Origin of the sequence: Mycobacterium sp. SMC-2, from assembly GCF_025263485.1 — a bacterium.
Classification (GTDB): Bacteria; Actinomycetota; Actinomycetes; order Mycobacteriales; family Mycobacteriaceae; genus Mycobacterium.
In genome coordinates this window covers 4,790,937-4,815,928 of record NZ_CP079863.1, presented here as the reverse complement: position 1 = coordinate 4,815,928, position 24,992 = coordinate 4,790,937, and the positions used below count along the sequence as shown (strand labels likewise).

The window sequence follows — 24,992 nt, the reverse complement described above, 5'->3', positions numbered from 1 at the left end:
CTGCCTAGCGGCCGGGGGCGTTACCGATCAACTCCACGCCGTTGCCGTTCCAGTGGAACCGCACGTCGGTGTTCAACCCGTTGATGCCGCTGGGGTAGGTCAGCGCGACCGTGTCGCCGGTGGTCTGCTCCGCGTCGATGCCGTTGAACCCGTAGGTGTCGGGCACCCCCTGCGGGATGAACTGCCCGAGGTGGAACAGCACCGCCCGGGTGGTCGGGTTGACGGCGTTGGTGTTGGCCTTGATGATCACCGCCGACAGCTGGGCGCACTGGTTGTAGTTGCCGGCCAGCGGCTCCGGGCTCCAGCCTTGCTGGCTGCGCGGATCGCGCGGCAGCTCCGAGACCACCTTCGCGATGGTGGGCGAGGCGAGGTTGACCGCGCACGGGTCGGCCGGCGCGGCGGCGCCGGAGGGCTGGGCCGGGGCGGTGATGGACGGGGTGTCGGTCGTCGTCGCCTGCGGCGTCTTCGCGACCGTGGAGTCTCCCGAACCGCAGCCGGTCAACGTCATGGCGATCAATGCGACAGCGGCCGAGCCGCTAAGTGGCTCGGTACGGCGGGGTAGCGACCACACATCGGGCACCGTACCGTCATCGCGCGCGCAGGTGTGACAGGCGTGGCCGGACCCGGCGCAGCTGTGCTCATGATCACGGGCTCGTCGCGCTCAGGCCCCGCTGCGCTCGCGATCAGCACTAGACTCCATGGACGATGACCCTCCCCGACGGCACGACCGAGGCTGCCCCGACGACGTTTGCCGACCTGCAGATCCACCCCTCTGTCCTGCGGGCGATCGCCGACGTCGGCTACGAGTCGCCCACCGGCATCCAGGCCACAACGATCCCGGCGTTGATGGCGGGCTCGGACGTCGTCGGGCTGGCGCAGACCGGCACCGGCAAGACGGCGGCGTTCGCGATCCCCATCCTGTCCAAGATCGACGTCACCAGCACCGCGACCCAGGCGCTGGTGCTGGCGCCCACCCGGGAGCTGGCGCTGCAGGTGGCCGAGGCGTTCAGCCGCTACGGGGCCCATCTGCCGAAGATCAACGTGTTGCCGATCTACGGCGGCTCCTCCTACAGCGTGCAGCTGGCCGGGCTGAGACGCGGCGCCCAGGTGGTGGTGGGGACACCCGGCCGGGTCATCGACCATCTCGAGCGCGGGACGCTGGACCTGTCGCGGGTCGACTACCTGGTGCTCGACGAGGCCGACGAGATGCTCACCATGGGCTTCGCCGAAGACGTCGAACGCATCCTGGCCGACACACCCGAGTACAAACAGGTCGCCCTGTTCTCGGCGACCATGCCGCCGGCCATCCGCAAGCTCACCACCAAGTATCTGCACGATCCGTTCGAGGTCACGACCAAGGCCAAAACGACCACGGCCGAGAACATTTCGCAGCGTTACATCCAGGTCGCCGGTCCGCGCAAGATGGACGCGCTGACCCGGGTCCTCGAAGTGGAGCCGTTCGAGGCGATGATCGTCTTCGTACGCACCAAGCAGGCCACGGAGGAGGTCGCCGAAAGGCTGCGCGCCCGAGGGTTTTCCGCGGCGGCGATCAACGGCGACATCCCGCAGGCGCAGCGGGAGCGGACCATCGCCGCGTTGCGGGACGGCGGCATCGACATTTTGGTCGCCACCGACGTGGCCGCCCGCGGGCTGGACGTGGAGCGGATCTCGCACGTGCTCAACTACGACATCCCGCACGACACCGAGTCCTACGTGCATCGCATCGGGCGCACTGGCCGGGCCGGGCGGGCGGGAACCGCGCTGCTGTTCGTTTCGCCGCGGGAACGCCACCTGCTCAGAGCGATCGAAAAGGCGACGCGCCAACCGCTCTCCGAGGCTGAGCTGCCCACCGTCGAGGACGTCAACGCCCAGCGGGTGGCGAAGTTCGCCGATTCCATCACCGCCGCGCTGGGCCGCCCGGGCATCGAGTTGTTCCGCAAGCTGGTGGAGGACTACGAACGCGAGCACGACGTCCCGTTGGCCGACATAGCCGCGGCGCTGGCGTTGCAGGCCCGCGACGGTGAAGAGTTCCTGATGGCGCCCGAGCCGCCGCGCGAACGACGCGAGCGGCACACCGAACACCGTGAGCGTCCCGGACGGCCAAGGGAAGCAAGGTCATTCAGCACGTACCGGATTGCGGTGGGCAAGCGGCACAAGGTCGGCCCGGGCGCGATCGTCGGCGCCATCGCCAACGAGGGCGGCCTGCATCGCAGCGATTTCGGCCACATCGCCATCGGCCCGGACTTCTCGCTGGTGGAATTGCCGGCGAAGCTGTCCAAGTCGACGCTGAAAAGGCTTGAGCGCACCCGCATCTCGGGGGTTCTGATCAACCTTCAGCCGGACCGGTCAGCGACCAAGCCCCGCAGCCGTGACGGGCAGAAGCCGCGCAGGAAACACACCGGATGATCCTGTCCGAAGAACAAGACGCCCAGGGCGGACTCGAACAGACCGCCCACGTCGACCGGGTCGCGTCGCTGACCGGAATTCGCGCCGTCGCCGCCCTCCTCGTCGTCGGCACCCACGCGGCCTACACCACCGGCAAGTACACCCACGGTTATTGGGGCCTGATGGGCTCCCGGTTGGAGATCGGCGTGCCGATCTTCTTCGTGCTGTCCGGCTTCCTGCTGTTCCGTCCGTGGCTGAAATCCGCCGCCACCGGCGCGCCGCCACCGTCACTGAGTCGCTATGCGTGGCACCGGGTTCGGCGCATCATGCCGGCCTACGTCATCACCGTGCTGTTCGCCTACGCGCTCTACCACTTCCGCGCGGCGGGACCCAACCCCGGGCACACGTGGCCCGGACTGGTGCGCAACTTGACGCTGACGCAGATCTACTGCAACGGCTACCTGGGGAAGTATCTGCACCAGGGCCTGACCCAGATGTGGAGCCTCGCGGTGGAAGCCTCGTTCTATGTGCTGCTCCCGCTGCTGGCATACGTGCTGCTGGTGCTCGTCTGCCGCCGGCGCTGGCGGCCGAGACTGCTGCTGGCTGCGCTGGCCGGGTTGAGCTTGATCAGCCCGGCCTGGCTGGTCCTCGTGCACACCGATCATTGGTTCCCCGACGGCGCGCGGCTGTGGCTGCCCACCTACCTGGCCTGGTTCCTCGCCGGGATGTTGTTGGCCGTGCTGCAGGCGATGAGGGTGCGGGGGTACGCGTTTGTGGCGATACCGCTGGCCGTCGTCTGCTATTTCATCGTCTCCACTCCCATCGCCGGCGCGCCCACCACGTCGCCGGCAACGCTGAGCGAGGCCCTGTTCAAGACCTGCTTCTACGCCGTGATCGCCGCGCTCGCGGTGGCGCCACTGGCTCTGGAGGACCAGGGTTGGTACTGGCGGGCGTTGGCGACGCGGCCGATGGTGTGGCTGGGGGAGATCTCCTACGAGATTTTCCTGATCCACCTGATCACCATGGAATTCGCCATGGTCTATGTCGTCCGCGCCCACGTCTACACCGGCTCGATGCTGTACCTGTTCATCGCGACGATGGTGCTGACGATTCCATTGGCCTGGCTGCTGCACCGCTTCACCCGCGTGCGGACCTGAGCCGTCTTCCGTCCGCTACCCGCGGGCGGAAACCGGCGTCACGATCGGGACGACGAACTCTTCGATCATCGCCCGCTCGTCGGCGTCGTCTCGGCCCGGGAATTGCAGCAGCGATGTGATCACTCGCACCACCCAGCGCGCCCGGCGCTCCACCAGGGCGGGGTCCTCGGGCCCGAGTGAGCCGACGAACGCGGCGGCCAGGGCGGTGATCACCTCGGATCGCCCCGCCATCTCGGCGCCGACCGGCGGCCGGGTGAGGACGAACCACGACGCCAGCGCGCGGCTGCCGCGAACCATCCGCAGCGTGGCGGTGATGCTCGCGACAAGCCGTTCCCGGGGATCGTCGAGGCCGCCGATCTGCTCCTTGATCGCCCGGCTCAGCCGGCGCGTCTCGCGGTGCACGTAGGCGGTGCGCAACGCCTCCCGGCTCTCGAAGTATCGGTACAGCGTGGCTCGCGAACACCCTGCGGCCCTGGCGATTTCGTTCATGCCGATCGAAGCGTGGTCGCGCTCGGTGTAGAGCCGCTCCGCCGCGTCGAGTATCCGGTCCGTGGCCGCCTCGGTGCGGTGCGCGCCCAGCCAGTCGTTCGGCATCAGGACTCCACCCGGATCGGCACCGACAGCGGGCGCCGCACGTAACTGCCGCCCGACCAGACGATCGCGGACTCGTCGACCTCGAAATCCGGGCAGCGGGTCAGCAGTTCGGTCAGGGCGACGCGGGATTGCATCCGTGCCGCCGCCGCTCCCAGGCAATGGTGTGCGCCGTGGCTGAAGGTCAGGATGTTGCGCGGGCGGCGGGTGACGTCGAGTTCTCCGGCGTCCGGCCCATATTGACGCTCGTCCCGGTTGGCCGACCCATACAGCAGAAGCACCTTGCGGCCCGCGGGGATCGTGGTGTCGCCGATCGTCACATCGCGGGTGGTCGTGCGGGCCAGCCCCTGCACCGGCGAGGTCAGCCGCAGCAGCTCCTCCACCGCGTCCGGGATCAGCCCCGGATCGTCGACGAGAAGCCGCCGCTGATCGGGCCGCCGGTGCAGCAAAGGCATTGAGCCGCCCAGCATTCCGGTGGTGGTGTCATTGCCTCCGGTCACCATGGTGAACGTGAACGCCAGCACCGACAGCGTGCCCGCGATGTCGCCGTCGGCGCCCACCCCGGCGGCCACCAGATGCGAGATGGTGTCGTCCTCGGGCTCGGTGCGGCGGCGCTCGATCAGGCCGGTGAAGTAGGCCATCATCGATCCGACCGCATCGCCAACCGTTTCCAGCGCCCCGGCCACCCCGCCTTCGGCGGTGTTGGCCGCGACGATCACGTCGGTCCACCAATCAAACTGCGCCCGATCCGCTTCGGGGACGCCGAGGTAGTGTGCGACCACCATCGACGGCAGCGGTTTGAACAGCTCGGTGACGATGTCGCCACCGCCCTCGGCGCGCAGCCGCTCGATGCGCTCGACGACGAAATCGCGCACCTTGGGCTCCACCGCCTCCACCTGGCGTGGCGTGAAGCCACGCGACACCAGTTTGCGAAACTCGGTGTGCACCGGCGGATCCTGCATCACAAACGGTGGATTGTCTTGTAGCCCGATCATTTCCAGGTCGCCGTAGTTCACGGTCAGTCCCTGCGCGGAGGAGAAGGTCTCGTGATCGCGCGCCGCGGCCCACACGTCGGCGTGCCGGGACAGCACGTAGTAGTCGTGCTCGGGCCGATTGGCCGGGACGACATGGTGTACCGGATCGTGGTCGCGAAGCGCGCGGTACATCGGCCAGGGATCCGGCCAGGTGTCTGCGGTGGCCAGCTCGAACACCACCGGCGCGTTGTGAGACATAACCGGAGTCATGTCTCATGAGTACGACAGTTGAGCAGCATTGTCAACAGGTGCGTCGTCGATCTGCGTCGAGTGTGCATTGACGGCGTCGAGTGTGCGTCCAGGGCGCAAGAAGGCCGGAAATCGTGCCATGGGCACACACCCGAAGCCTTCAGCGCACACTCAAGGCACCCAACAAAAATCAGATACCCGCGCCGGGGTTGAGAATGCCCTGGGGGTCCAGGGCCTGCTTGATGCGCCGGTTGAGGTCCATCACCTCCGGCCCGAGGTAGCCGGCCAGCCACGGCCGCTTCAATCGGCCGACGCCGTGCTCACCGGTGATGGTGCCGCCGAGCCCGACGGCCAGGTCCATGATCTCGCCGAAGGCCAGATGTGCCCGCTCGGACATCGCGGCATCCGCGGGGTCGTACACGATCAGCGGATGGGTGTTGCCGTCACCGGCGTGGGCGATCACCGAGATGGTCAGGTCACTCTCGGCGGCGATGCCCGCGATGCCGGTGACCAGCCTGCCCAGCGCCGGGAGCGGTACGCCGACATCCTCGAGCAGTAGCGATCCCTTCGCCTCGACCGCGGGGATGCAGAACCGGCGGGCGGCGACGAAGGCCTCACCCTCGTCGGGGTCGTCGGTCGAAAACACCTCCGTCGCACCGCTTTCCGCGAAAACCGCGGCCATGACCGAAGCGTCGTCAAAGGCCGCTCGCCCCCTTTCGTCGGACCCGGCCACCAGCATGGCGGCCGCCCCACGGTCCAGGTCCATGCGCAACGTGTCCTCGACGGCGTTGATCGCCACCGAATCCATGAACTCCAGCATCGATGGGCGCAGCCGCGCGGTCACCCCGAGCACCGCATCGACCGCCGCCTCTACGGTGGCGAAGCTCGCCACCACGATGCTGGACGCGTTCTGCTTGGGCACCAGCCGCAGCGTGACCTCGGTGACGACGCCCAGGGTGCCCTCGCTGCCGACGAACAACTTCGTCAACGACAGCCCCGCGACGTCCTTGAGCCGGGGGCCGCCGAGTCGGACCGCCGTACCGTCGGCCAGCACCACCTGCATGCCCAGCACGTAGTCGGTGGTGACGCCGTACTTCACGCAACACAGGCCGCCGGCATTGGTCGCGATGTTGCCGCCGATGCTGCAGATTTCGAACGACGACGGATCGGGCGGATACCACAGGCCGTGCTCGGCGGCGGCCTTCTTGACTTCGGCGTTGAACAGCCCGGGCTGGCACACCGCGGTGCGGGTCACCGGGTCGACGGTGATGTCGCGCATCTTCTCCGTCGACAGGACGATGCCGTTGTCCAGCGCCGTCGCCCCGCCGGACAGGCCGCTGCCGGCTCCGCGGGTCACCACCGGCACCCCGTGAGCACAAGCCCAGCGCAACACCGTCTGCACGTCTTCGGTGCGCCGCGGCCGGACCACGGCCAGTGGTTTGCCGGCCGACGGGTCGAACGCCCGGTCCTGCCGGTAGCCCTCGGTCACGGCCGGGTCGGTGACGACCATGCCGTCGGGCAGGCCCGCGGTGAGCTCGGCCAGGACGTCAGCATTCACAGACCGATCCTACGGGCCCGTCAGCGGCGTACAGTTGAGCGATTCTGGCGAAAGGCAGGTCAGAAGTGTTCGGACGGCGAGATCTCAGCAAAGTCGGTGTGCGCGCGTACGCGGACGTCCTGGCCGCGGAGCAATCGGCGCTGTCGGTCACCATCGGCAACCCGAACCTGGTTGACAACACCGAGGTTCGCTGGAAGCTGCACGTGAGGGTAACGCCGGACGGTGAGCCGCCGTTCGAGGCCGGCGTCACCGCGCTGCTGCCCCAGCTCACCAGGCCCCGGCCCGGCATGCGACTGGCGGTGCTCTACGACCCGAAGGACCACAGCCGCGTTCAAGTCGATCACCGGCCGGCCGCCACGGCCGGCGTGGCCATCGACGCCGTGACGGCGGCCCGCCCCGACCTGGCGGGCGCGCAGGTCATGGGGATGCCGATGGCCGATGTCATTCGGCGAGCCATCGCGGACCCCACCGCCTTCCGGGAAGAGATGATGCGGCGCGGGGCCGAGATGCAGCAGCAGGCGCTCGGCGCAATGCAGGCGGCGCAAACCCAACAAGCCCACCAGGACCCGATCGATCGGCTCGAACGGTTGGCCGCGCTGAAAGACCGGGGCTTGCTCACCGACGAGGAATTCGAGCAGCAAAAGCGCAAGATTCTCGGCGACTGACGAATCACAGCGGCGAACGCCGACTCGCCTCGAACTCCGGCGCGCGGTCCAATTCCCGCAGCGACGGCAGCCTCAACGCCACCAGGCCGATCAACAGAATCGGCACCGCCAGCGCCAGGAAGGTGACCTTCAATCCGGCGGCATCGGCGAGCGGACCGGCCACCAGCAAGCCGAGCGGTCCCGCGGTGTAGGTCAGCCCCGCCATCACCCCGACCACTCGACCGCGCAGATGCTGCGGCGCCCGGGTCTGCATGACGTAGTTGTAGATGGGCTGGATCGGCCCGTAGACCAGGCCGGTGACCGCGCAGAGCACCAGGATGACCGGCAGCGGCGGCAGGAACGCGATGCCGACCGTCGCGGCGCCGAAGGTGAGGGTCGCCGTCAACACGGCCGTGCGACGCCGGGTGTGTGTCGACAGCGCGGCATAGCCAAGCGCGCCCGCCACGCCGCCGACCGCGATCGCCATCAACGCCCAACCCAGCTGTGCGGGCTGGTCCTTGTCGGCGAAATACTTTGGGAACAGCACGCTTTCCATCGGCAGGTACAGCGCGGTCACCGCCAGGTCGATCAGACCGAGCGTCCGGAGCACCCGCAGCGTCCAGACGAACCGAAGCCCTTCGACGATGCCGGACACCAACCCCTCGGGGCGGGTCGCGTGGTGGGGCTTACCGGCCCCCTGGAGCCGCAGCGCACCAATGGCCAACAGGGACAACCCGAAACAACCCGCCGTGACCCACATCGTGTTGACGCCGCCGACCGTCGAGATCATCAAGCCGCCGATGCCCGGGCCCACCATGAAACCCAGGTTGAGCGCGGCCTCGTAGATGCCGTTGGTGCGGTCCAGCGACCAGCCCGCGCGGGCGGCGGCCTCCGGCAGCATCGACTGGCGCGCCGTCGTCCCGGCCGGGTCGAAAGCGGCCGCGCAGAACGCCAGCGCCGCCAGCTCGGCGACGTTGATCGCGTCCACCCCGAACAGCCCGGCGGCCAGCGGGACGGCGGCCACCGCCGCGCACGACAGCGAGTCGGAGACCAGCGACACCCGGCGGCGCCCGATGAAGTCGACCGCGGTACCGGCGACCAGCGTGGCGAGGACCAGCGGCAGCGTCATGGCCGCTGCCACGATCGACGCGTCGCGCGCGCGGTCGTGGTGCTGCAACGCCAACCAGGGGAACGCGATTATCGAGATGCCGGTACCCGTCGTCGCCAGCAGCGTGGCGAACAGGATCAGAAACGCCGGGCCGCGGCTCGGGTGGCTCATGGATATCCCGGAAAATTTAACCGCTCATCCGCGGCGGGACCACTCAATATCCGGGCCGTTCGGCCGTCACCCACCGGCTGACTGCAGGATGTTCATGTGCTCGTCCACCCACGCACCGGCCAGGCGTTCGACTCTCCAGTGGTTCCCGGCACCGGATGGCCGGGCGATCCGGCGACCCCGCAGACCACGGTGGCCGCCGACGCCGCAGGGGTCACGGCCCTGGCGGCGCAGGTCGCGTCGATCCCCGAACTCGACGCCGTGATCAGCGTCTGCCGGGCCTGCCCGCGGCTGGTCGCCTGGCGCGAGGACGTCGCCGTCCTCAAGCGGCGCGCCTTCGCCGACCAGCCGTATTGGGGCCGGCCGGTGCCGGGCTGGGGGTCGGAGCGGCCCCGGATGCTGATCGTCGGGTTGGCGCCCGCCGCGCACGGCGGCAACCGGACCGGACGTATGTTCACCGGCGACCGGTCCGGTGATCAGCTTTATGCGGCGCTGTACCGGGCCGGACTGGTGAACCAGCCGACCAGTGTGGATGCCGCGGATGGGTTGCGGGCCAACGGCGTTCGCATCGTGGCGCCGGTGCGGTGCGCGCCTCCGGCCAACGCCCCGACGCCCGTGGAGCGCGACACCTGCTGGCCCTGGCTGGAGGCCGAATGGCGGCTGGTGTCCGATCATGTGCGCACGATCGTGGCTTTGGGCGGATTCGCCTGGCAAATCGCGCTGCGACTGCCGGGCGCGTCGGCGATGCGCAAGCCGCGGTTCGGCCACGGGGTGGTCGCGCAATTCGCGCCCGGTGTGCGGTTACTCGGTTGCTACCACCCGAGCCAGCAAAACATGTTTACCGGTAGGTTGACACCAGCGATGCTCGACGACATATTCCGCGACGCAAAGAGGCTGGCAGGTATCAAGTGACTGACATTTTGATTTCCGGTGCCAGCGTGGCCGGTGCGACGGCGGCCTATTGGCTTGGACGGCACGGCTATTCGGTCACCGTGGTGGAGCGCCACGCCGGGCCGCGGCCGGGCGGTCAGGCGATCGACGTGCGTGGGCCGGCGCTGGGAGTGCTGGAACGCATGGGGCTGCTGGCCGCCGCCCAGAAGCGCAGGACGCAAATTCGCGGCGCGTCCGTCGTCGACCGCGACGGCAACGAACTGTCCCGCGACACCGAGTCGACACCCACCGGCGGCCCCATCGACAGCCCCGACATTGAACTTCTGCGTGACGACCTGGTCGAATTGCTTTACGGCGCAAGCCAATGGACGGCCGAATACATCTTCGATGACACCATCACCGGCTTGGACGACGACGGCGCCGCCGTCAACGTGACCTTCGAACGCGCCCCCGCGCGCCGCTTCGACTTGGTGATCGGCGCCGACGGATTGCATTCCAACGTGCGCCGATTGGTGTTCGGCCCCGAGGAGCAATTCATCGAGAGGCTGGGCACCCACGCGGCGATCTTCACCGTGCCCAACTTCCTGGGCCTCGATTACTGGCAGACCTGGCATTACGGGGACTCCACCATGGCCGGGGTCTACAGCGCCCGCAACAACACCGAGGCCCGCGCCATGCTCGGTTTTATGGACACCGATCTGCGGATCGACTACCGCGACACCGAAGCGCAGTTCGCCGAGCTGGAACGGCGGATGGCCGACGACGGGTGGGTGCGTCCGCAGCTGCTGGAATACATGCGCAGCGCGCCGGATTTCTATTTCGACGAGATGTCGCAGATCAAGATGGATCGCTGGTCCAATGGCAGGGTCGCGCTGGTCGGCGACGCCGGCTATTGCTGCTCGCCGCTGTCGGGTCAGGGCACCAGCGTCGCGCTGCTGGGCGCCTACATCCTGGCCGGCGAGCTGGCCGCCGCGGGTGACGACTATGCACTCGGCTTCGCCAACTACCACAAAGAGTTCAACGACTACGTTAATCGCAACCAATGGCTGGTCGTCGACAACATTCCGGGCGGGGCGCCCATACCGCAGGAGGTCTTCGACCGTATCGTCAGTTCGATCACGCTCAAGGACTACTGAGCTCAAGGACTACTGAGCTCAAGGACTACTGAGCTCAAGGACTACTGATGAGCCGGGAACGTTCGCATGCCGACCGGCGTTGACGCCAACGTGCGTCTTTCCGTCCTTGACCTCGTCCCGGTGCGCACGGACCAGACGACCCGCGATGCGCTCGCGGCGACCGTGCAGCTCGCACAGGCCGCCGATCGGCTGGGTTTCACGCGCTACTGGGTCGCCGAGCACCACAACATGCCGTCCGTCGGCGCCACCAGCCCGCCGGTCCTGATCGCCTATCTCGCGGCGCAAACCTCGCAGCTGCGGCTCGGGTCCGGCGGTGTCATGCTGCCCAATCACGCGCCGCTGGCGGTGGCCGAGCAGTTCGCGCTGCTGGAAGCCGCCGCGCCGGGCCGCATCGACCTGGGCATCGGCCGAGCGCCCGGATCGGACCCGGTGACCTCCTACGCGCTGCGCGGCGGCCGGGACGATCGCGACATCGAGAACTTCCCGGAATACCTCGACGACGTGGCGGCGCTGATGAGCGCGCGCGGCGTAGTGGTGCCGCTGCGCTCGGGGGACTACCGGCTCAAGGCCACGCCGGCAGCGGCCGGGGAGCCGCGCCTGTGGTTGTTGGGCTCGTCGATGTACTCGGCGCACCTGGCTGCCGCCAAGGGGTTGCCGTACGTCTTCGCGCATCACTTCTCCGGCAACGGAACCGAGGAGGCGCTCGAGGTGTATCGCTCCCGGTTCAAGCCGAGCGCCGTGGCGGCCGAGCCGGTGACGTTTCTGACCGTCAACGCGGCGGTGGCCGAAACCCGCGACGAGGCAACGGCATTGATGCTGCCCAACCTGCAGATGATGGCGAAGCTGCGCACCGGACAGCCCCTCGGGCCGGTGCCGCTCGTGGAAGAGGCCGAAGGCGCCGAGCTGACGCCCCAGCAGCGGCGCATCGTGGAGAGCGGGCTGCGACGAGCGGTCCTGGGTACGCCGGCCGAGGCGGCCGAACAATTGTGGGCGCTCGCGCAACGGTTCGACGTCGACGAGGTGATGATCAACCCGGTCGCCTCGGCCCGCCGGGGCACCGAGCCGGCCACCGCGCCGGCGCGGGTAACCACCCTGGAATTGCTCGCCAAGGAGCTGTTCTGACCGGTCAGTCCGCGACACGCTGGGACTCGACCGACCCGGCGGTCGCGCCCTTGGCCGTCATCCAGCGCAGCAGTTTGTCCGGTGGCAACGGTGGGCTGTGCACGAACCCCTGGGTGATGGTGCAGCCGTAACTCCGCAGCGCGCTCAGGGTGACCTCGTCCTCGACCCCCTCGGCGACGAGGTCTGCGCCCAAGTTCTGCGCCAGGTCCACGGTGGACTGCACGATGGCCACCGATCTAGGGTCCTGGGCCAGCCGGGCCACGAATCGCCTGTCGAGCTTCAGCTCGTCGACCGACACATCCTGCAGGCGGGCCAGCGACGACCATCCGGTGCCGTAGTCGTCCAGCGAGATGCGAACACCGAGGAGCTGCAGGGCGGCCACGGTGTTGCGGGACCGCTCCGAGTCGACCAGGGCGCTCTCGGTGATCTCGACGATCAGTGCGTCAGCGGGCAAGTCGTGGGTCCGCAGCAACCGCTCGATGGTGACCGCGAGGTCGAGGTCGAGCAGGCTCGCCGTCGACAAGTTCACTGCGACGGTCAGCGGGACCCCCTGGTCTCGCCAGGACCGAGTCTGCTCGAGCGCGAGGTCGAGGGTGCGATTGGCGACCGTGCGCATCAAACCGGCGCGCTCGGCGGCGGGCAGGAACTCCTCCGGCAGCAACAACCCACGGGCGGGATGCTGCCAGCGCAGCAGCGCCTCGACGCTGTGGACGCTTCCGTCGGCCGCGTCGACCTTGGGCTGGTAATGCACCGTCAACTGGTCGCCGTCGGTGAGCGCTGCGCGCAGCTCCCCGACGAGGTTGGGATCGTGGTCGCGGTCCACCTCGAAAGTCGACTCGTACACGGCGATTCTGCTGATGGCGGACTTGGCATGCGGGACCGCCGCTTCGGCCCGATTCAGCAGCTCCTGGGGATGGTCGCAATGGTCGGGGTAGAGCGCGACGGCGATGCAGGCGTCGATCTGCACACTGATCGCATCCAGTTCGAACGGGGTGTTCATGCCCTCGAGCAATCGGCCGGCCTGGGCGCGGGCGGCGATCAAGTCGGACCCTTCGCCGAGCAGGATGGCGAATTCTTCGTCACTGACACGCGCGAGCAGATCGTCGCGACGGACGTTGCGCCCCAATCGGTTTGCGATGTGCCACAGAAGTTCGCCGCCGAAATGGTGGCCGACCGAGTCGTTGATCTCCCGCAGCTTGTCGAGGTGCAGCAAGAGCAGCGCGCGACGCGATGACGTCCTCGCCTGCGACGCTGAGGCCGACAGCGCGGTGAGCGCCGTCGCCAGTGACCGCCGATTGGGCAGGGCGGTCAATTCGTCGGTCATGGCCTGCTGGTGGCTTTCGGCCAGCATGCTGACATCTCGGAAGGTCACCGCGAACCGCGCGGCGACCGCGATGAGGCTCAGCGCGGCGAGGGTCGAAGCGAGCCGCGAGTGGTGCCCCAGGATGGCCACGCCGAGTGCCACCACGGTGCACGTCACCGGCACCGCATAGGAGCCGAGCCCGCGCCGCGATGGCCGTGTCGCCGACGACCAACGCGCCCAGCTGGCGATCGCCACCAACAGCGACGAAGACGGCCAGAGTGCGTCCAGCGTGGTGCCCGCCCGGTATGAGCCCGCCGATGTCTGAAAGAGGTAGATGGTGTCCGCGACCGCGAAGCCGACCAGGCCGACAACGAGAAAGCCCCACCGAACGTCGCTGCGCCGGCCGACGATTGGCAACATGCCGACGGCCAGGGCCAGCAGCAGCAGATCACCCCAGGGGTAGACCAGACCCACCAGCACGGTCGCGGGCGTCCGGGCCGCTGCGGCGTGCATGGGTCCGGCCCTCAGCGCGGCGGCCAGCGCGGCCACGGCCAACGCGCACACCAGCGAATCGAGGCGGATGGGCATCGGCACCCGTTTCAGGCAGGATCGCATCAGCAGCAGAATCCCGGCGTAGACGAGCGGGTAGAACGCCAGGTATCCGGGATCGGCAACCGACGGCGAGTGGGCATTCGGAACCCACAATGCGTAGACGATGTCGCCGAGTGCCGAGAATGCCATGCCGGCCGCGATCAGGGACCACGCAAGCCGGTCGGCCCTGAGGCGGTGTGCGCGAACGGCAATCAGCCCGGCCGCCAGCACGTTCAACGCCGAATACAGGAATTTGGAGAAAAAGACGCCGCGGCTCGCATCCGGGAAGGCGACGCTGGCCGCGGTGAAGCAGACCACGCCAACCGCCAAGACGGCCAACGCAATCCGGATTGCCGTCGGTGGCCACCGAATGCCGTCGAGACCGTCGTCCGGTTGCGCCGGGCTGGACGTCGCCAGGTCGGTGGCCCGCCTGCGCATCGGGCCGGTACTCGGCTCAGCCACCGCCGCTGCCGCCGGGGCCGGCTCGGCGGCCGACGACGAGTACGCCAGGGGCAAATCGGGCAGGAAGCCGCGAACGCACTGGCCGCCTTCGCGTTTGGCGGCATACATCGCCAGGTCGGCGTGGCGGAGGAGCTGTTCGACACTGCAGTCCGACCCGCCGGTGGCCACCGTGAAACCGATACTCGGTCGGACCGCTATGGGAATGCCGTCGACCACGATTGGGGCTTTGAACGCCTCGAGCACCCGGCGCGCCTCCGCTTGCGACTCCTCGACGGAGCCTTCCAGCAGCACCGCGAATTCGTCACCGCCAAGGCGGGCGGTGACGCACTTGTCGCCCAAGGCGGCGGTGAGCCGCCCGGCGACCCGCACCAGCAGTTCGTCACCGGCGGGGTGGCCGAGGGCGTCGTTGACCGATTTGAAGTTGTCGAGGTCCAGGCACAGCACACCGATGGGTGCGATATCGCAGCTTTGGCGCGCGACGGCCTCTTCCAGTCGTTGCAGGAAATAGGTCCGATTGGCCAGCCCCGTCAGGCTGTCACGAAACGCTTCCCGCTCGACCTCCGACAGCAGACTCTGGTTCTCCATCAGCACCACGAACTGGCGGGCGAGCACCGCGGCCACGAGGATGCCCAGCGCGACCGCCAACGGCCCGCGCTCCATCAGGCCCACCGCGTGACCCACTCCGACCGCGGAGGCCACCACCAGCGGCAGATACGGCAACCACAGCCGGGTACGGGACCGAATCTCGTCGTTGCGCGTTGTCGGCGACGGGGACTCGCGGATGCTCGTCAGTGCGGCCAGCGCCAGCAATCCCAGCCCGGCCACCCTGCCCAGGTCGACCAGATCGCTCACCTGATAGGTGCCGATCCCGCTCTTGAACACCATCGCGATGTCGGAGACGCTGATGGTCGCCACGCCGCCCGCCAGCAGGTTGCGGCTCGGCTGGTCGCCGCGATGCTCCCGGGAAAGCATCAGGATTGCGGTCGTCAGGAGGACGACGTCGGTGAAGATTTCCGCGACGGTCGTCACCCGCGACCCGCTGTCCTCGCGCAGTTGTTGGTCGAGCACGAATACCCACGACACCACGAACAGCGAGGTCGCCACGATGAGACCGTCGAGCGCCAGCCGCCGTGGACTGTGGCGGGAAAAGCGCGACAACAGCAACATCGACGCGAAGGCGCCGAACGGCCAGAGCAGCAGCACGACCTCGGCGGCGGCCGGGTTGGTGGCATGGGCCAGTTCCGGACGCACGTCGTAGACGGCCCAGATGACCTCGCCGGCCGCCCAGCCCAGCAGCGCCGTCACCAACGCCAGCCATCCGCGCCGGTGCCGCCCGACGGTGGACCGGGCCGCATAGCCGGCACACACCGCCGCCGACAGCAGGCAAACCGCCAAAGCGATTTCGTCGACCGGTCGGGTGGCGTAGGCACCCTGCCAGCCACCGATCGAGGACGCGACCACCAGCGCGGCGGCCAAACCGTATACGCCGGCCACCAGCCAACCGAGGCGCGAAGGCAGCCGGAACCGCCACCGGGGATTTCCCGCCCAGGGTGTCATGCCCGCTCCAGCCGATCCCGCGCCATGTGGTGAGCTTCCGAGGAGTTCACCGCGCGCTAGTGGAGAATAATCCTCCGCGCCGGGTTCAGGGTCAGCGTCGCGTAAGTACCACGACCGGAATCGGCCGCGACGTCTTCTTCTGGTAAGCCGTGTATCGGTTGCCGTTGTTCTTGTTGACGATCTGCCACAGCCGCGAATAGTCGGCGTCATCCGGCAGCACGGGCCGGGCCGTTACCGCGAAACGCCTTGGCCCAACATTGATTTCCACGTCCGGATGCTTGCGGAGGTTGTGATACCAGCCGGGTGCGCGCGGGTCGCCCCCCTTGGACGCGACGATCAGGTAGTCGTCGCCGTCCCGAGCGTAGGTGAGCGCCGCGGTTCGGGGCTGGCCTGTCTTGGCGCCCACGGTGTGTAGCAGCAGGCTGGGTATCAGGAGCATGCGATGACCGACCCAGCCGTTCGTCCTGCGATAGACGGTGTCGTGTACGCGCAGAATTCGGGGCAGTAACCGCTGCTCGACCCAGGACGGAAGTGCCATCCGCCCAGTATTACTGGCTGGCGTCGATGCGGGCCAGAGCCGAACGCAGGATCTGCGCGGTGGCCTCCCGGTCGGGGTCGCGCCGCAGCAGCACGCCCTTGGCGACCGACAGCTTGTCGCCGTTGCGCCGCGGGAGCACGTGCAGGTGGATGTGGAACACCGTCTGGAAGGCGGCGCTGCCGTCGTTGATGGCGATGTTGGTCGCGTCGGCCAGTTCGGTCGCGCGGGCGGCACGGGCGATCCGTTGACCCATGGTGACCATCCCGGCCACCGTCTCCGGGGGCGTGTCAGTGAGGTCCACGCTGTGTCGTTTGGGGAGCACCAGGGTGTGGCCCCGGGTGAAGGGGCGGATGTCGAGGATGGACAGGTAGTCGTCGTCTTCACAGATCCGGATGGCCGGGGCCTCGCCGGCGACGATCGCACAGAACACGCAGGACATGTCGCCCACGGTACTGGCCGGGGGATACGCTGCCGCAGTGGACGCACCCGACGTGGCCCGCGAGGTGGCTTATGCCGGCGCGGCCGCGCAGGCACGGATGCTCGCCGACGGCGAACTGACGGCGCCCGAACTGCTCGAGATCTACCTGGACCGGATCGCGCGGCTGGACAGCCAGCTGCGCTGCTACCGCGTGGTGCTCTCCGACAGCGCGCGCTACGAGGCCGCCGTCGCGCAGGACCGCCTCGACGCCGGCGAGCGGCTCCCGCTGCTCGGGGTGCCGATCGCGATCAAAGACGATGTCGACGTCGCCGGCGAGGTGACGACGTACGGCAGCGGCGGACACCGGCCCGCGGCGACATCCGACGCGGAGGTGGTCCGCCGGCTGCGCGCCGCCGGCGCCGTCATCCTCGGCAAAACCAATGTGCCCGAGCTGATGATGTTTCCCTACACGGAATCGCTGACCTTCGGTGCGACCCGCAACCCCTGGAATCTGAGGCGCACCCCGGGTGGCAGCAGTGGCGGCAGCGCCGCCGCAGTGGCCGCCGGCCTCGCTCCACTGGCGCTGGGATCCGACGGCGGGGGCTCGATTCGCATCCCGGCGATCTGGTGCGGCCTGTTCGGTGTCAAACCGCAACGGGATCGGGTGTCGCTGGAGCCGCACGACAACGCCTGGCACGGGCTGAGCGTCAACGGTCCGCTGGCCCGGTCGGTGCTCGATGCCGCGCTGTTCCTGGATGCGACGTCGACGGTCCCGGGGCCCGAGGGGGAGTTCGTGGCCGCGGCGACTCGTGACCCCGGACGGCTGCGAATTGCCTTGAGCACCAAGTCCCCAACGCCGGTGCCGGTCAAGGTCGGTAAGGAGGCGCTGACGGCGGTCGAACAGGCCGGCGCGTTGCTGCGCGACCTGGGGCATGAGGTGATCGCCGGGGACCCCGACTATCCGCCGTCGGCCATCATGACCAATTACCTGCCCCGCTATCTGCGCGGCATCAGCGACGATGCCGATTCATTGGCGCACCCCGAACGGCTGGAGGCGCGCACCCGCAACCTGGCCCGCGCCGGTTCGTTGTTCTCCGACCACCGGATGACCGCCCTTCGCGAGGCCGAGCCGGCGGTGACCGCCCGGATCCAATCGATCTTCGACGACGTCGACGTCGTCCTCACGCCGGGCAACGCCACGGGCCCCTCCCGCATCGGCGCCTACCAGCGCCGCGGCGCGGTGTGGACGCTGCTCGCGGTGGCGCAGCGCGTTCCCTACCAGCAGATCTGGAATCTGACCGGACAGCCCGCCGCCGCCGTGCCGTGGGACTTCGACGGTGACGGCCTGCCGATCGCCGTTCAGCTGGTGGGCCGGCCGTACGACGAAGCGACGCTGTTGTCGCTGGCCGCGCAGATCGAATCCGCCAGGCCGTGGGCCCACCGGCGCCCTCCGGTGTCATAACGGCTGCACTGAAACTTCGCGCCAAGCCGCCAGCTTGGCTTCCGGCGGCACGGCATGGGCCGGGCTGGTCGACGGCAGCCGCCGGTACTCGAGCCGCTCGTCGGCATAGGCCAACCTGCGGTACAGCTCGGCGGCCTTGGCGCCGTTGAAGTACACCCGGGCGATGGTAGGGTGCCGCGCGAACAATCCACCGAAGTCGTTGACCACCAAGCTTTTCGGCTCGATCGCCGAGTCCGCGCTGCCGGCGCGGCGGCATGCGCGCACCACGTCCCAGAGGGCCACACCGGCCGATTGCAGCGCGGCCAGCCGTGCTTTGTAGGGCGCCGCCGCATCGAACCCGAACAGCTCTGCGGTGATCGGCCAGAACGCATTTCGGGGATTGGCGTAGTACTGACCCACCGCCAGGGACTGGGCGCTGGGAAACGAACCCAGGATCAGCACCCTCGCGCGCTGATCGACGACCGGCGGGAACCCCAGCAACAGTGATGCGCTCATCCTTCACATCATGACTTCACATCATGGCTCGCTGGCGTTGTACGTTGGCGACGTGGACGAGGACCTGCTCGAAGGACTCGAGGGCAGCGCGCGCACCGAGCGGGCGGAATTGGTGGAGTGGCTGCTCGAGCAGGGCATCACCGCGGACGAGATCAGGGCGACCAACCCGCCATTGCTGCTCGCCAGCCGCCACCTCATCGGTGACGACGGCACCTACGTGTCCACCCGGGAGATCAGCGAGACCCACGGCATCGACCTGGACCTGTTGCAACGAGTGCAGCGCGCGATCGGTCTGGCCCGGGTGGACGATCCCGACGCGGTCGTGCACATGCGCGCCGACGGTGAAGCCGCCGCCCGCGCCCAGCGCTTTGTCGAACTCGGCCTGGATCCCGAGCATGTGGTGCTGGTGGTCCGGGTGCTCGCCGAAGGGCTGTCACGCGCCGCCGAGGTCATGCGCTACTCCGCCCTCTCGGCCATCATGCGGCCCGGGGCGACCGAGCTGGAAATCGCCAAGGCCTCAAAGGCGTTGGTCAGCAAGATCGCGCCCGAGCTCGGCCCGCTGATTCAGCACATGCTCTTCATGCAGCTGCGCCACATGATGGAGACCGAGGCGGTCAATGCCGCGGAGCGCGCCGCCGGCAAACCGCTGCCGGGCGCGCGCCCGATCACCGTCGCCTTCGCCGACCTCGTCGGCTTCACCCGCATCGGCGAAGCGGTGTCGGCAGAGGAGCTGGGCCATCTGGCCAACCGGCTTGCCGTCCTGGCCCGAGACATCACCGTCCCGCCGGTCCGGTTCATCAAGACGATCGGTGACGCGGTGATGTTCGTCTGCCCCGACCCGCTGCCCATGCTCGACGTGGTGGTGAAGCTCGTGGACGCTGTCGACACCGACAACGACTTCCCGCGGCTGCGGGCGGGTGTGGCCTCCGGCATGGCGGTGAGCCGGGCGGGCGACTGGTTCGGCAGCCCGGTCAACGTCGCGAGCCGGGTCACCAGTGTGGCGCGCCCGGGCACCGTGCTGGCGGCGGATTCGGTCTGGGAGACGATCGGCGACACCGGCGAGTTCAACGGGTCGTTCGCCGGCGCGCGCCGCCTGAAGGGCATCAAGAACGAGGTGAAGCTTTTCCGGATTCGCCGCGGCGACGGGTCCAACGGCGACGACTGACCCGGGAAGCCCGCGGACATAGGCAGGCCCGGACGACACTAGGGGGCGTTTGACTCCGTCATGCGCGGGTCCTACGCGGCCGGTTTCTACCCTGACTTCCGGCGCTTGCGATCTGGTCGTTCCGGGCCTGCTTCGCTACCCAAAATACAACTTTGAGCAGCCCATATCAACGGGTTCTGCGCACTTGGGCGCACCTTTTGGTGCCCGCGTCGCCGCGACCGCGTTCGCCGCGGGTGAACGGCCTTCCATAAACCATGAAACGATGTAATTATGTAATCATGAAATCGCATCACACGCGCGGCCGGCGTTACGGCCGCCCCGGCGGCTGGCAGCAGGCCCAGCAACCCGACGCCAGCGACGCCGCGGAATGGTTCGCCGGGCGTCTGCCCGAAAGCTGGTTCGACGGTGACCCGACGGTCATCGTCGACCGCGAAGAGATCACGGTCATCGGACGGCTGCCCGACGTCCAGGGTTCGGAGCAAGAGGAGACCGAGGCGCGCGGGCAAGGCCGCGCCTCACGGTTCCGCGAGGAAACCCGTTCGGAGCGAATGCGCATCGCCGATGAGGCGCAGGATCGCTACGGCCGCAAGGTTTCCTGGGGCGTCGAGGTCGGCTCCAAATCCGGCGCGGAGCGAATCCTGTTCACTCACATCGCAGTACCGGTGATGACGCGCTTGAAGCAACCGGAACGGCAGGTGCTCGACACGCTGGTCGACGCCGGCGTCGCCCGGTCCCGCGCGGACGCGCTCGCGTGGTCGGTCAAGTTGGTCGGTGAGCACGCCGAGGAGTGGCTGGCCAAGTTGCGCAGCGCCATGTCGGCCGTCGACGACTTGCGCGCTCAGGGTCCGGACATCCAATAGCGCAGTGCCGCTTCGGCTTTGCCGTGCCTAGCCGTTCTCGATCTTCGCGAGGATCTTGTCGACGATCTGGGTGCCCTGGTCGCTGATGTGGTACCCGCAGGCATTGACGTCGACGATCACGTTGTTCGCCGTGCCCATAGCGCGCTGGCACTCCCAGCCGTCGGCGCCTTCTTGGGTGTCCAACACGGCGATCTTGGGTGGATCACCTTGAACCTGTGCAAACGTCCACCGATAAGTCTTGCCCTTGTTCGTCACGGTCACCGTCTTGCCGGCGCAGCCCTTCCACTTGCTCGCCGAACTCTGCAGGAATGCCTTCGCCTTGTCGGTGGATGGGAAAAGGACAACGGCCTGATTGACCCAATGGTCGTAGTTGTCTCCCGGCTCGGAAGACACCAGTCCGCTCACCGCCGAGTAACCGGTGCCCGCGTAGACCGGATTCTGGGTGGTGTAGAGCGCTCCCTGACAGTCGGGCTGCGACACCGTCAGCGACGAAGTGTCCATTGTCTGAATGGGCTTGCCGGGCTCCATGGTTGAGGAGCCCATGACGGTGTTGATGTCGGTAGCGCCGAGCAAGAGCGCGCTGAGACGCTCGGCCGGTATCGGGTCGGGAGGCGGCACCGGCTTGGGTCGCACGGCAAGCCAGATGCCGACGCCACCGGCGATGACGACGATGACTAGGGCGGCGGCGGCGGCGATGATGGGCCAGGGGTTGCGTTGTTTGGGTGGGGGTTGGTTCCAGGCGGGTGTGCCGGTGAATGGGGCTGGGGTTGGTGGTGGGGGGCCGCCCCAATTGGGGTTGGCGCCTTGGTAGTAGGGCGGTGTGGCCGCGGGCTGGCCGGCGGCTGGGATGGGGCCGCTTTCGGGCCGCCAGGTCGGCGGGCCCGGCGCGGGTATCGGGGTCGAGCCGGGTACCGGGGTGGAGCCGGGTACCGGGGTCGAGCCGGGGGCCGGGGGCGGTGGCGCCGGCGTCGGGGGAGGCGCCATGACGGTGCCGGGCAGGGTGGCTTCTTGGCTGCGGCGCAAGATGGTGGCGGCGTGGTCTTGGTCGGGGTCGCTGAGTGCCTCGTGGGCGGCCAGGGCCAGGTCGCCGGCGCTGGCGTAGCGGTCGGCGGGGTTTTTGGCCATCCCGCGGGCGATCACCGCGTCGAAACCCTTGGGTATGCCCGGCCGCAACGCGCTGGGCTGGGGGATGGGATTCATGGTGTGGGCGGTCACCAGCGCGCCCGCGCTACTGGATGTGTAGGGCGGGGATCCGGTGAGGCATTCATAGAGCACGCAGGCCAGGGCGTAGATGTCGGCGCGGTAGGTGACTTCGGCGTTGGAAAACCGTTCCGGGGCCATGTATTTCCACGTCCCGACCGCGGTGCCCAATTGGGTGAGCTTCTCGTCGGTGGTGGCGCTGGCGATGCCGAAGTCGACCAGGTAGGCGAAGTCATCGCGGGTGATGAGAATGTTTTGTGGTTTGACGTCGCGGTGCATCACCCCGGCGGCGTGGGCGGCATCCAGGGCCGAGGCGATCTGGGTGATGATGGCCACCGCGCGCGGCGGGGCCAGCGGGCCGAAGCGTTTGAGCACGCTGTCTAAGTCGGTGCCCTCGACCAGGCGCATCTCCAAGAACATCTGGCCATCGATTTCGCCGTAGTCGTGGATGGGCACCACGTGCGGCTCCTGCAAACGACCGGCGGTGCGGGCTTCGCGTTTCATCCGCTCCCGAAACACCGGGTCCTTGCTGAAGGTCTCCGAGAGCAGCTTGACCGCCACCGTCCACTCCTTGACGGTGTGCTCGGCCTCATAGACTTCCCCCATCCCACCCCGGCCCAGCAGCCGTTTTAGGTGATAGGGGCCAAAATCCGACCCCACCCGCGAGGGCTGCTCATCACTCATCGCCGATCCTTCACACCCATCCACCACGCCACCGACACCAACAATTGCCCGGCGCACCGGTCAGCCGCAACCCCCGCACCCAGCAACCACGACCGTAAGCCCCCACCCACCCCCACGCACCACAAACACCCGAATCAACCAACCCCGATCAACCCCCGCCGAACGCTTCAAGGATTCGTCAAGGATGCGGCGAGTAGATGCGCGGATTCTGAGGGCACATCTCGGGACGCAACGAAGGGAACGCAGGTGCTGACGACTACAGGGACCGCGGCACGCGGTGTCACCGCGCGGCACGCGTGCTCCTACCTGGTGTATTGCGTCGGATACCGGCTGTTGTCGATGCAATTGTGGTGCGCCGCGCTGGCGGTCAGCGGCGCCCCTCTCATGGTGAAGTTTCCCGCCTAGAACACTCGCCCGCATCGCTTCGCGGCGGTCAGGCGGAAGCCTCTCTCCGCGTTGCGGTTTGACCGCATCGGCTCAGCCGCCGTAGTTGGTCCACCACGTGTGCAGGTCCTCGATGGCGGGGGGATCCCCGTAAACATCACAGAGGATGAGTTTGGCGTCGTTGGTCCATATCACGTTCGGGTGGTTTTTGTAGGTGCCGCACGCGATCATGCCGGCGGTCACGTTCGGGGTGCTGTCGTGGTGCCAGCCATCCGGCGACGGCCCGGCTCCCGGACAGTTCATCAGCTGCACGGCGGCGACGTCGTCGTCGAACGCCTTCTTCAGCAGATCCTCATTGGCGAACAGCCCATAGATCGCGCGGGATGGGCCGCCAGGGTTGGTGTTCTTCTCGCAGTCGACCATGGCCAAAGTATTGATCCAGATGCTGTTCGCCTTAGGGGTCGCCGGTGTGCAAGCGCCCGCGGGATACCCCGCGGGCAGCATGCTCAGCAGCTTGCTCTGCGGATTGCTCGCCCGGGTGGTCGTCGTGGTGGTGGTCCTGGCGGTGGTCGTTGTCGTGGTCGACGTGGGGTTTGCTTGCGGCTTGGTGTCGTGACCTTGCATGACTATCGCGATGCCGACGGCGGCGGCGATGACGACGATGACTAGGGCGGCGGCGGCGGCGATGATGGGCCAGGGGTTGCGTTGTTTGGGTGGGGGTTGGTTCCAGGCGGGTGTGCCGGTGAATGGGGCTGGGGTTGGTGGTGGGGGGCCGCCCCAATTGGGGTTGGCGCCTTGGTAGTAGGGCGGTGTGGCCGCGGGCTGGCCGGCGGCTGGGATGGGGCCGCTTTCGGGCCGCCAGGTCGGCGGGCCCGGCGCGGGTATCGGGGTGGAGCCGGGTACCGGGGTGGAGCCGGGTACCGGGGTCGAGCCGGGGGCCGGGGGCGGTGGCGCCGGCGTCGGGGGAGGCGCCATGACGGTGCCGGGCAGGGTGGCTTCTTGGCTGCGGCGCAAGATGGTGGCGGCGTGGTCTTGGTCGGGGTCGCTGAGTGCCTCGTGGGCGGCCAGGGCCAGGTCGCCGGCGCTGGCGTAGCGGTCGGCGGGGTTTTTGGCCATCCCGCGGGCGATCACCGCGTCGAAACCCTTGGGTATGCCCGGCCGCAACGCGCTGGGCTGGGGGATGGGATTCATGGTGTGGGCGGTCACCAGCGCGCCCGCGCTACTGGATGTGTAGGGCGGGGATCCGGTGAGGCATTCATAGAGCACGCAGGCCAGGGCGTAGATGTCGGCGCGGTAGGTGACTTCGGCGTTGGAAAACCGTTCCGGGGCCATGTATTTCCACGTCCCGACCGCGGTGCCCAATTGGGTGAGCTTCTCGTCGGTGGTGGCGCTGGCGATGCCGAAGTCGACCAGGTAGGCGAAGTCATCGCGGGTGATGAGAATGTTTTGTGGTTTGACGTCGCGGTGCATCACCCCGGCGGCGTGGGCGGCATCCAGGGCCGAGGCGATCTGGGTGATGATGGCCACCGCGCGCGGCGGGGCCAGCGGGCCGAAGCGTTTGAGCACGCTGTCTAAGTCGGTGCCCTCGACCAGGCGCATCTCCAAGAACATCTGGCCATCGATTTCGCCGTAGTCGTGGATGGGCACCACGTGCGGCTCCTGCAAACGACCGGCGGTGCGGGCTTCGCGTTTCATCCGCTCCCGAAACACCGGGTCCTTGCTGAAGGTCTCCGAGAGCAGCTTGACCGCCACCGTCCACTCCTTGACGGTGTGCTCGGCCTCATAGACTTCCCCCATCCCACCCCGGCCCAGCAGCCGTTTTAGGTGATAGGGGCCAAAATCCGACCCCACCCGCGAGGGCTGCTCATCACTCATCGCCGATCCTTCACA

The 24,992-nt window shown here is 68.2% G+C and carries 21 protein-coding genes; 10 read left to right on the top strand and 11 right to left on the bottom strand.

All coding sequences use genetic code 11. The features are described from left to right. Positions 1 to 4: 4 nt before the first annotated feature. Positions 5 to 580 (bottom strand): LppP/LprE family lipoprotein, encoded by a 576-nt coding sequence (locus KXD96_RS22535; protein WP_260739997.1) that lies wholly within the window; start codon positions 578 to 580, stop codon positions 5 to 7. Positions 581 to 705: 125 nt separating this feature from the next. Here KXD96_RS22535 and KXD96_RS22530 point away from each other — a divergent pair, with 125 nt between their 5' ends. Both KXD96_RS22530 and KXD96_RS22525 read left to right on the top strand, forming a co-directional pair. Further along, a complete protein-coding gene (locus tag KXD96_RS22530; protein WP_260739995.1) occupies positions 706 to 2,406 on the top strand; it encodes a DEAD/DEAH box helicase in 1,701 nt (566 codons plus the stop codon). Then, on the top strand, positions 2,403 to 3,542 hold the full coding sequence (locus KXD96_RS22525) for an acyltransferase (protein ID WP_260739992.1): 1,140 nt from the start codon (positions 2,403 to 2,405) through the stop codon (positions 3,540 to 3,542). Before KXD96_RS22530 ends, KXD96_RS22525 begins: the two co-directional genes overlap by 4 nt. Before the next feature lie 15 nt (positions 3,543 to 3,557). On the opposite strand, the gene KXD96_RS22520 is transcribed toward KXD96_RS22525, so the two are convergent. The 3 genes from KXD96_RS22520 to KXD96_RS22510 form a co-directional block, all read right to left on the bottom strand. Then, entirely contained in the window at positions 3,558 to 4,139 is a 582-nt protein-coding gene (locus KXD96_RS22520; RefSeq protein WP_260745503.1) for a TetR/AcrR family transcriptional regulator, read from the bottom strand. After that, the gene (locus tag KXD96_RS22515) at positions 4,136 to 5,377 is read right to left on the bottom strand and encodes a cytochrome P450 (protein WP_260739990.1); all 1,242 of its coding nucleotides are present in this window, start codon (positions 5,375 to 5,377) and stop codon (positions 4,136 to 4,138) included. The genes KXD96_RS22520 and KXD96_RS22515 overlap by 4 nt, the downstream gene beginning before the upstream one ends. 169 nt (positions 5,378 to 5,546) lie before the next feature. Further along, on the bottom strand, positions 5,547 to 6,914 hold the full coding sequence (locus tag KXD96_RS22510) for an FAD-binding oxidoreductase (protein ID WP_260739988.1): 1,368 nt from the start codon (positions 6,912 to 6,914) through the stop codon (positions 5,547 to 5,549). A 98-nt stretch (positions 6,915 to 7,012) separates the two neighbouring features. Between KXD96_RS22510 and KXD96_RS22505 the strand changes: the two genes are divergently transcribed. Beyond that, positions 7,013 to 7,579 (top strand): SHOCT domain-containing protein, encoded by a 567-nt coding sequence (locus KXD96_RS22505; protein WP_260739986.1) that lies wholly within the window; start codon positions 7,013 to 7,015, stop codon positions 7,577 to 7,579. 4 nt (positions 7,580 to 7,583) lie between these two features. Here the strand turns inward: KXD96_RS22505 and KXD96_RS22500 are convergent, their stop codons facing one another. Then, a complete protein-coding gene (locus KXD96_RS22500; RefSeq protein ID WP_260739984.1) occupies positions 7,584 to 8,837 on the bottom strand; it encodes an MFS transporter in 1,254 nt (417 codons plus the stop codon). 81 nt (positions 8,838 to 8,918) lie between these two features. Here KXD96_RS22500 and KXD96_RS22495 point away from each other — a divergent pair, with 81 nt between their 5' ends. The 3 genes from KXD96_RS22495 to KXD96_RS22485 all read left to right on the top strand — a co-directional run bounded on the left by KXD96_RS22495 (position 8,919) and on the right by KXD96_RS22485 (position 11,983). After that, positions 8,919 to 9,746, top strand: a complete 828-nt coding sequence (locus KXD96_RS22495; RefSeq protein WP_260745501.1) for a uracil-DNA glycosylase — start codon at positions 8,919 to 8,921, stop codon at positions 9,744 to 9,746. Continuing rightward, positions 9,743 to 10,861 carry an FAD-binding protein gene (locus tag KXD96_RS22490; RefSeq protein ID WP_260739982.1) on the top strand — a complete coding sequence of 373 codons (1,119 nt, stop codon included), beginning with the start codon at positions 9,743 to 9,745 and terminating at the stop codon, positions 10,859 to 10,861. The genes KXD96_RS22495 and KXD96_RS22490 overlap by 4 nt, the downstream gene beginning before the upstream one ends. A gap of 90 nt (positions 10,862 to 10,951) precedes the next feature. After that, positions 10,952 to 11,983 carry an LLM class flavin-dependent oxidoreductase gene (locus tag KXD96_RS22485; protein WP_260745500.1) on the top strand — a complete coding sequence of 344 codons (1,032 nt, stop codon included), beginning with the start codon at positions 10,952 to 10,954 and terminating at the stop codon, positions 11,981 to 11,983. A 4-nt stretch (positions 11,984 to 11,987) separates the two neighbouring features. Here KXD96_RS22485 and KXD96_RS22480 read toward each other — a convergent pair whose 3' ends face one another. The 3 genes from KXD96_RS22480 to KXD96_RS22470 form a co-directional block, all read right to left on the bottom strand. After that, complete coding sequence (locus KXD96_RS22480) at positions 11,988 to 15,896, bottom strand: bifunctional diguanylate cyclase/phosphodiesterase (protein WP_260739980.1); 3,909 nt, start codon at positions 15,894 to 15,896, stop codon at positions 11,988 to 11,990. A gap of 91 nt (positions 15,897 to 15,987) precedes the next feature. Further along, positions 15,988 to 16,434: a nitroreductase family deazaflavin-dependent oxidoreductase gene (locus KXD96_RS22475; RefSeq protein ID WP_260739978.1), complete on the bottom strand. Its 447-nt coding sequence runs from the start codon at positions 16,432 to 16,434 to the stop codon at positions 15,988 to 15,990. A gap of 10 nt (positions 16,435 to 16,444) precedes the next feature. Beyond that, positions 16,445 to 16,873, bottom strand: a complete 429-nt coding sequence (locus KXD96_RS22470) for an HIT family protein (RefSeq protein WP_260739975.1) — start codon at positions 16,871 to 16,873, stop codon at positions 16,445 to 16,447. A gap of 97 nt (positions 16,874 to 16,970) precedes the next feature. Here KXD96_RS22470 and KXD96_RS22465 point away from each other — a divergent pair, with 97 nt between their 5' ends. Beyond that, positions 16,971 to 18,314 carry an amidase gene (locus tag KXD96_RS22465; protein WP_260745499.1) on the top strand — a complete coding sequence of 448 codons (1,344 nt, stop codon included), beginning with the start codon at positions 16,971 to 16,973 and terminating at the stop codon, positions 18,312 to 18,314. Here the strand turns inward: KXD96_RS22465 and KXD96_RS22460 are convergent. After that, on the bottom strand, positions 18,309 to 18,809 hold the full coding sequence (locus tag KXD96_RS22460; RefSeq protein ID WP_260739972.1) for a DNA-deoxyinosine glycosylase: 501 nt from the start codon (positions 18,807 to 18,809) through the stop codon (positions 18,309 to 18,311). The genes KXD96_RS22465 and KXD96_RS22460 overlap by 6 nt on opposite strands. Positions 18,810 to 18,819: 10 nt before the next feature. On the opposite strand from KXD96_RS22460, the gene KXD96_RS22455 reads away from it, so the two are divergent. Beyond that, a complete protein-coding gene (locus KXD96_RS22455) occupies positions 18,820 to 19,974 on the top strand; it encodes an adenylate cyclase regulatory domain-containing protein (RefSeq protein ID WP_260739971.1) in 1,155 nt (384 codons plus the stop codon). A 278-nt stretch (positions 19,975 to 20,252) separates the two neighbouring features. Then, the gene (locus KXD96_RS22450) at positions 20,253 to 20,834 is read left to right on the top strand and encodes a hypothetical protein (protein ID WP_313901593.1); all 582 of its coding nucleotides are present in this window, start codon (positions 20,253 to 20,255) and stop codon (positions 20,832 to 20,834) included. Between the two features lie 27 nt (positions 20,835 to 20,861). Here KXD96_RS22450 and KXD96_RS22445 read toward each other — a convergent pair whose 3' ends face one another. Next, a complete protein-coding gene (locus tag KXD96_RS22445; protein WP_260739967.1) occupies positions 20,862 to 22,718 on the bottom strand; it encodes a serine/threonine-protein kinase PknH/PknJ in 1,857 nt (618 codons plus the stop codon). A 246-nt stretch (positions 22,719 to 22,964) separates the two neighbouring features. Here KXD96_RS22445 and KXD96_RS22440 point away from each other — a divergent pair, with 246 nt between their 5' ends. Next, entirely contained in the window at positions 22,965 to 23,123 is a 159-nt protein-coding gene (locus tag KXD96_RS22440; RefSeq protein WP_260739966.1) for a hypothetical protein, read from the top strand. 72 nt (positions 23,124 to 23,195) lie between these two features. Here KXD96_RS22440 and KXD96_RS22435 read toward each other — a convergent pair whose 3' ends face one another. Next, on the bottom strand, positions 23,196 to 24,977 hold the full coding sequence (locus tag KXD96_RS22435; protein WP_260739963.1) for a serine/threonine-protein kinase: 1,782 nt from the start codon (positions 24,975 to 24,977) through the stop codon (positions 23,196 to 23,198). Between the last annotated feature and the right edge of the window lie 15 nt (positions 24,978 to 24,992).

Excerpts from the sequence above, each read along its gene's own strand:
- KXD96_RS22525 (WP_260739992.1), top strand. The coding sequence starts at position 2,403 with ATGATCCTGTCCGAAGAACAAGACGCCCAGGGCGGACTCGAACAGACC.
- KXD96_RS22480 (WP_260739980.1), bottom strand. The coding sequence starts at position 15,896 with ATGACACCCTGGGCGGGAAATCCCCGGTGGCGGTTCCGGCTGCCTTCG.
- KXD96_RS22500 (WP_260739984.1), bottom strand. The coding sequence starts at position 8,837 with ATGAGCCACCCGAGCCGCGGCCCGGCGTTTCTGATCCTGTTCGCCACG.
- KXD96_RS22470 (WP_260739975.1), bottom strand. The coding sequence starts at position 16,873 with ATGTCCTGCGTGTTCTGTGCGATCGTCGCCGGCGAGGCCCCGGCCATC.
- KXD96_RS22450 (WP_313901593.1), top strand. The coding sequence starts at position 20,253 with ATGAAATCGCATCACACGCGCGGCCGGCGTTACGGCCGCCCCGGCGGC.
- KXD96_RS22465 (WP_260745499.1), top strand. The coding sequence starts at position 16,971 with ATGCTCGCCGACGGCGAACTGACGGCGCCCGAACTGCTCGAGATCTAC.
- KXD96_RS22455 (WP_260739971.1), top strand. The coding sequence starts at position 18,820 with ATGACTTCACATCATGGCTCGCTGGCGTTGTACGTTGGCGACGTGGAC.
- KXD96_RS22460 (WP_260739972.1), bottom strand. The coding sequence starts at position 18,809 with ATGAGCGCATCACTGTTGCTGGGGTTCCCGCCGGTCGTCGATCAGCGC.
- KXD96_RS22530 (WP_260739995.1), top strand. The coding sequence starts at position 706 with ATGACCCTCCCCGACGGCACGACCGAGGCTGCCCCGACGACGTTTGCC.
- KXD96_RS22515 (WP_260739990.1), bottom strand. The coding sequence starts at position 5,377 with ATGACTCCGGTTATGTCTCACAACGCGCCGGTGGTGTTCGAGCTGGCC.
- KXD96_RS22475 (WP_260739978.1), bottom strand. The coding sequence starts at position 16,434 with ATGGCACTTCCGTCCTGGGTCGAGCAGCGGTTACTGCCCCGAATTCTG.
- KXD96_RS22435 (WP_260739963.1), bottom strand. The coding sequence starts at position 24,977 with ATGAGTGATGAGCAGCCCTCGCGGGTGGGGTCGGATTTTGGCCCCTAT.
- KXD96_RS22445 (WP_260739967.1), bottom strand. The coding sequence starts at position 22,718 with ATGAGTGATGAGCAGCCCTCGCGGGTGGGGTCGGATTTTGGCCCCTAT.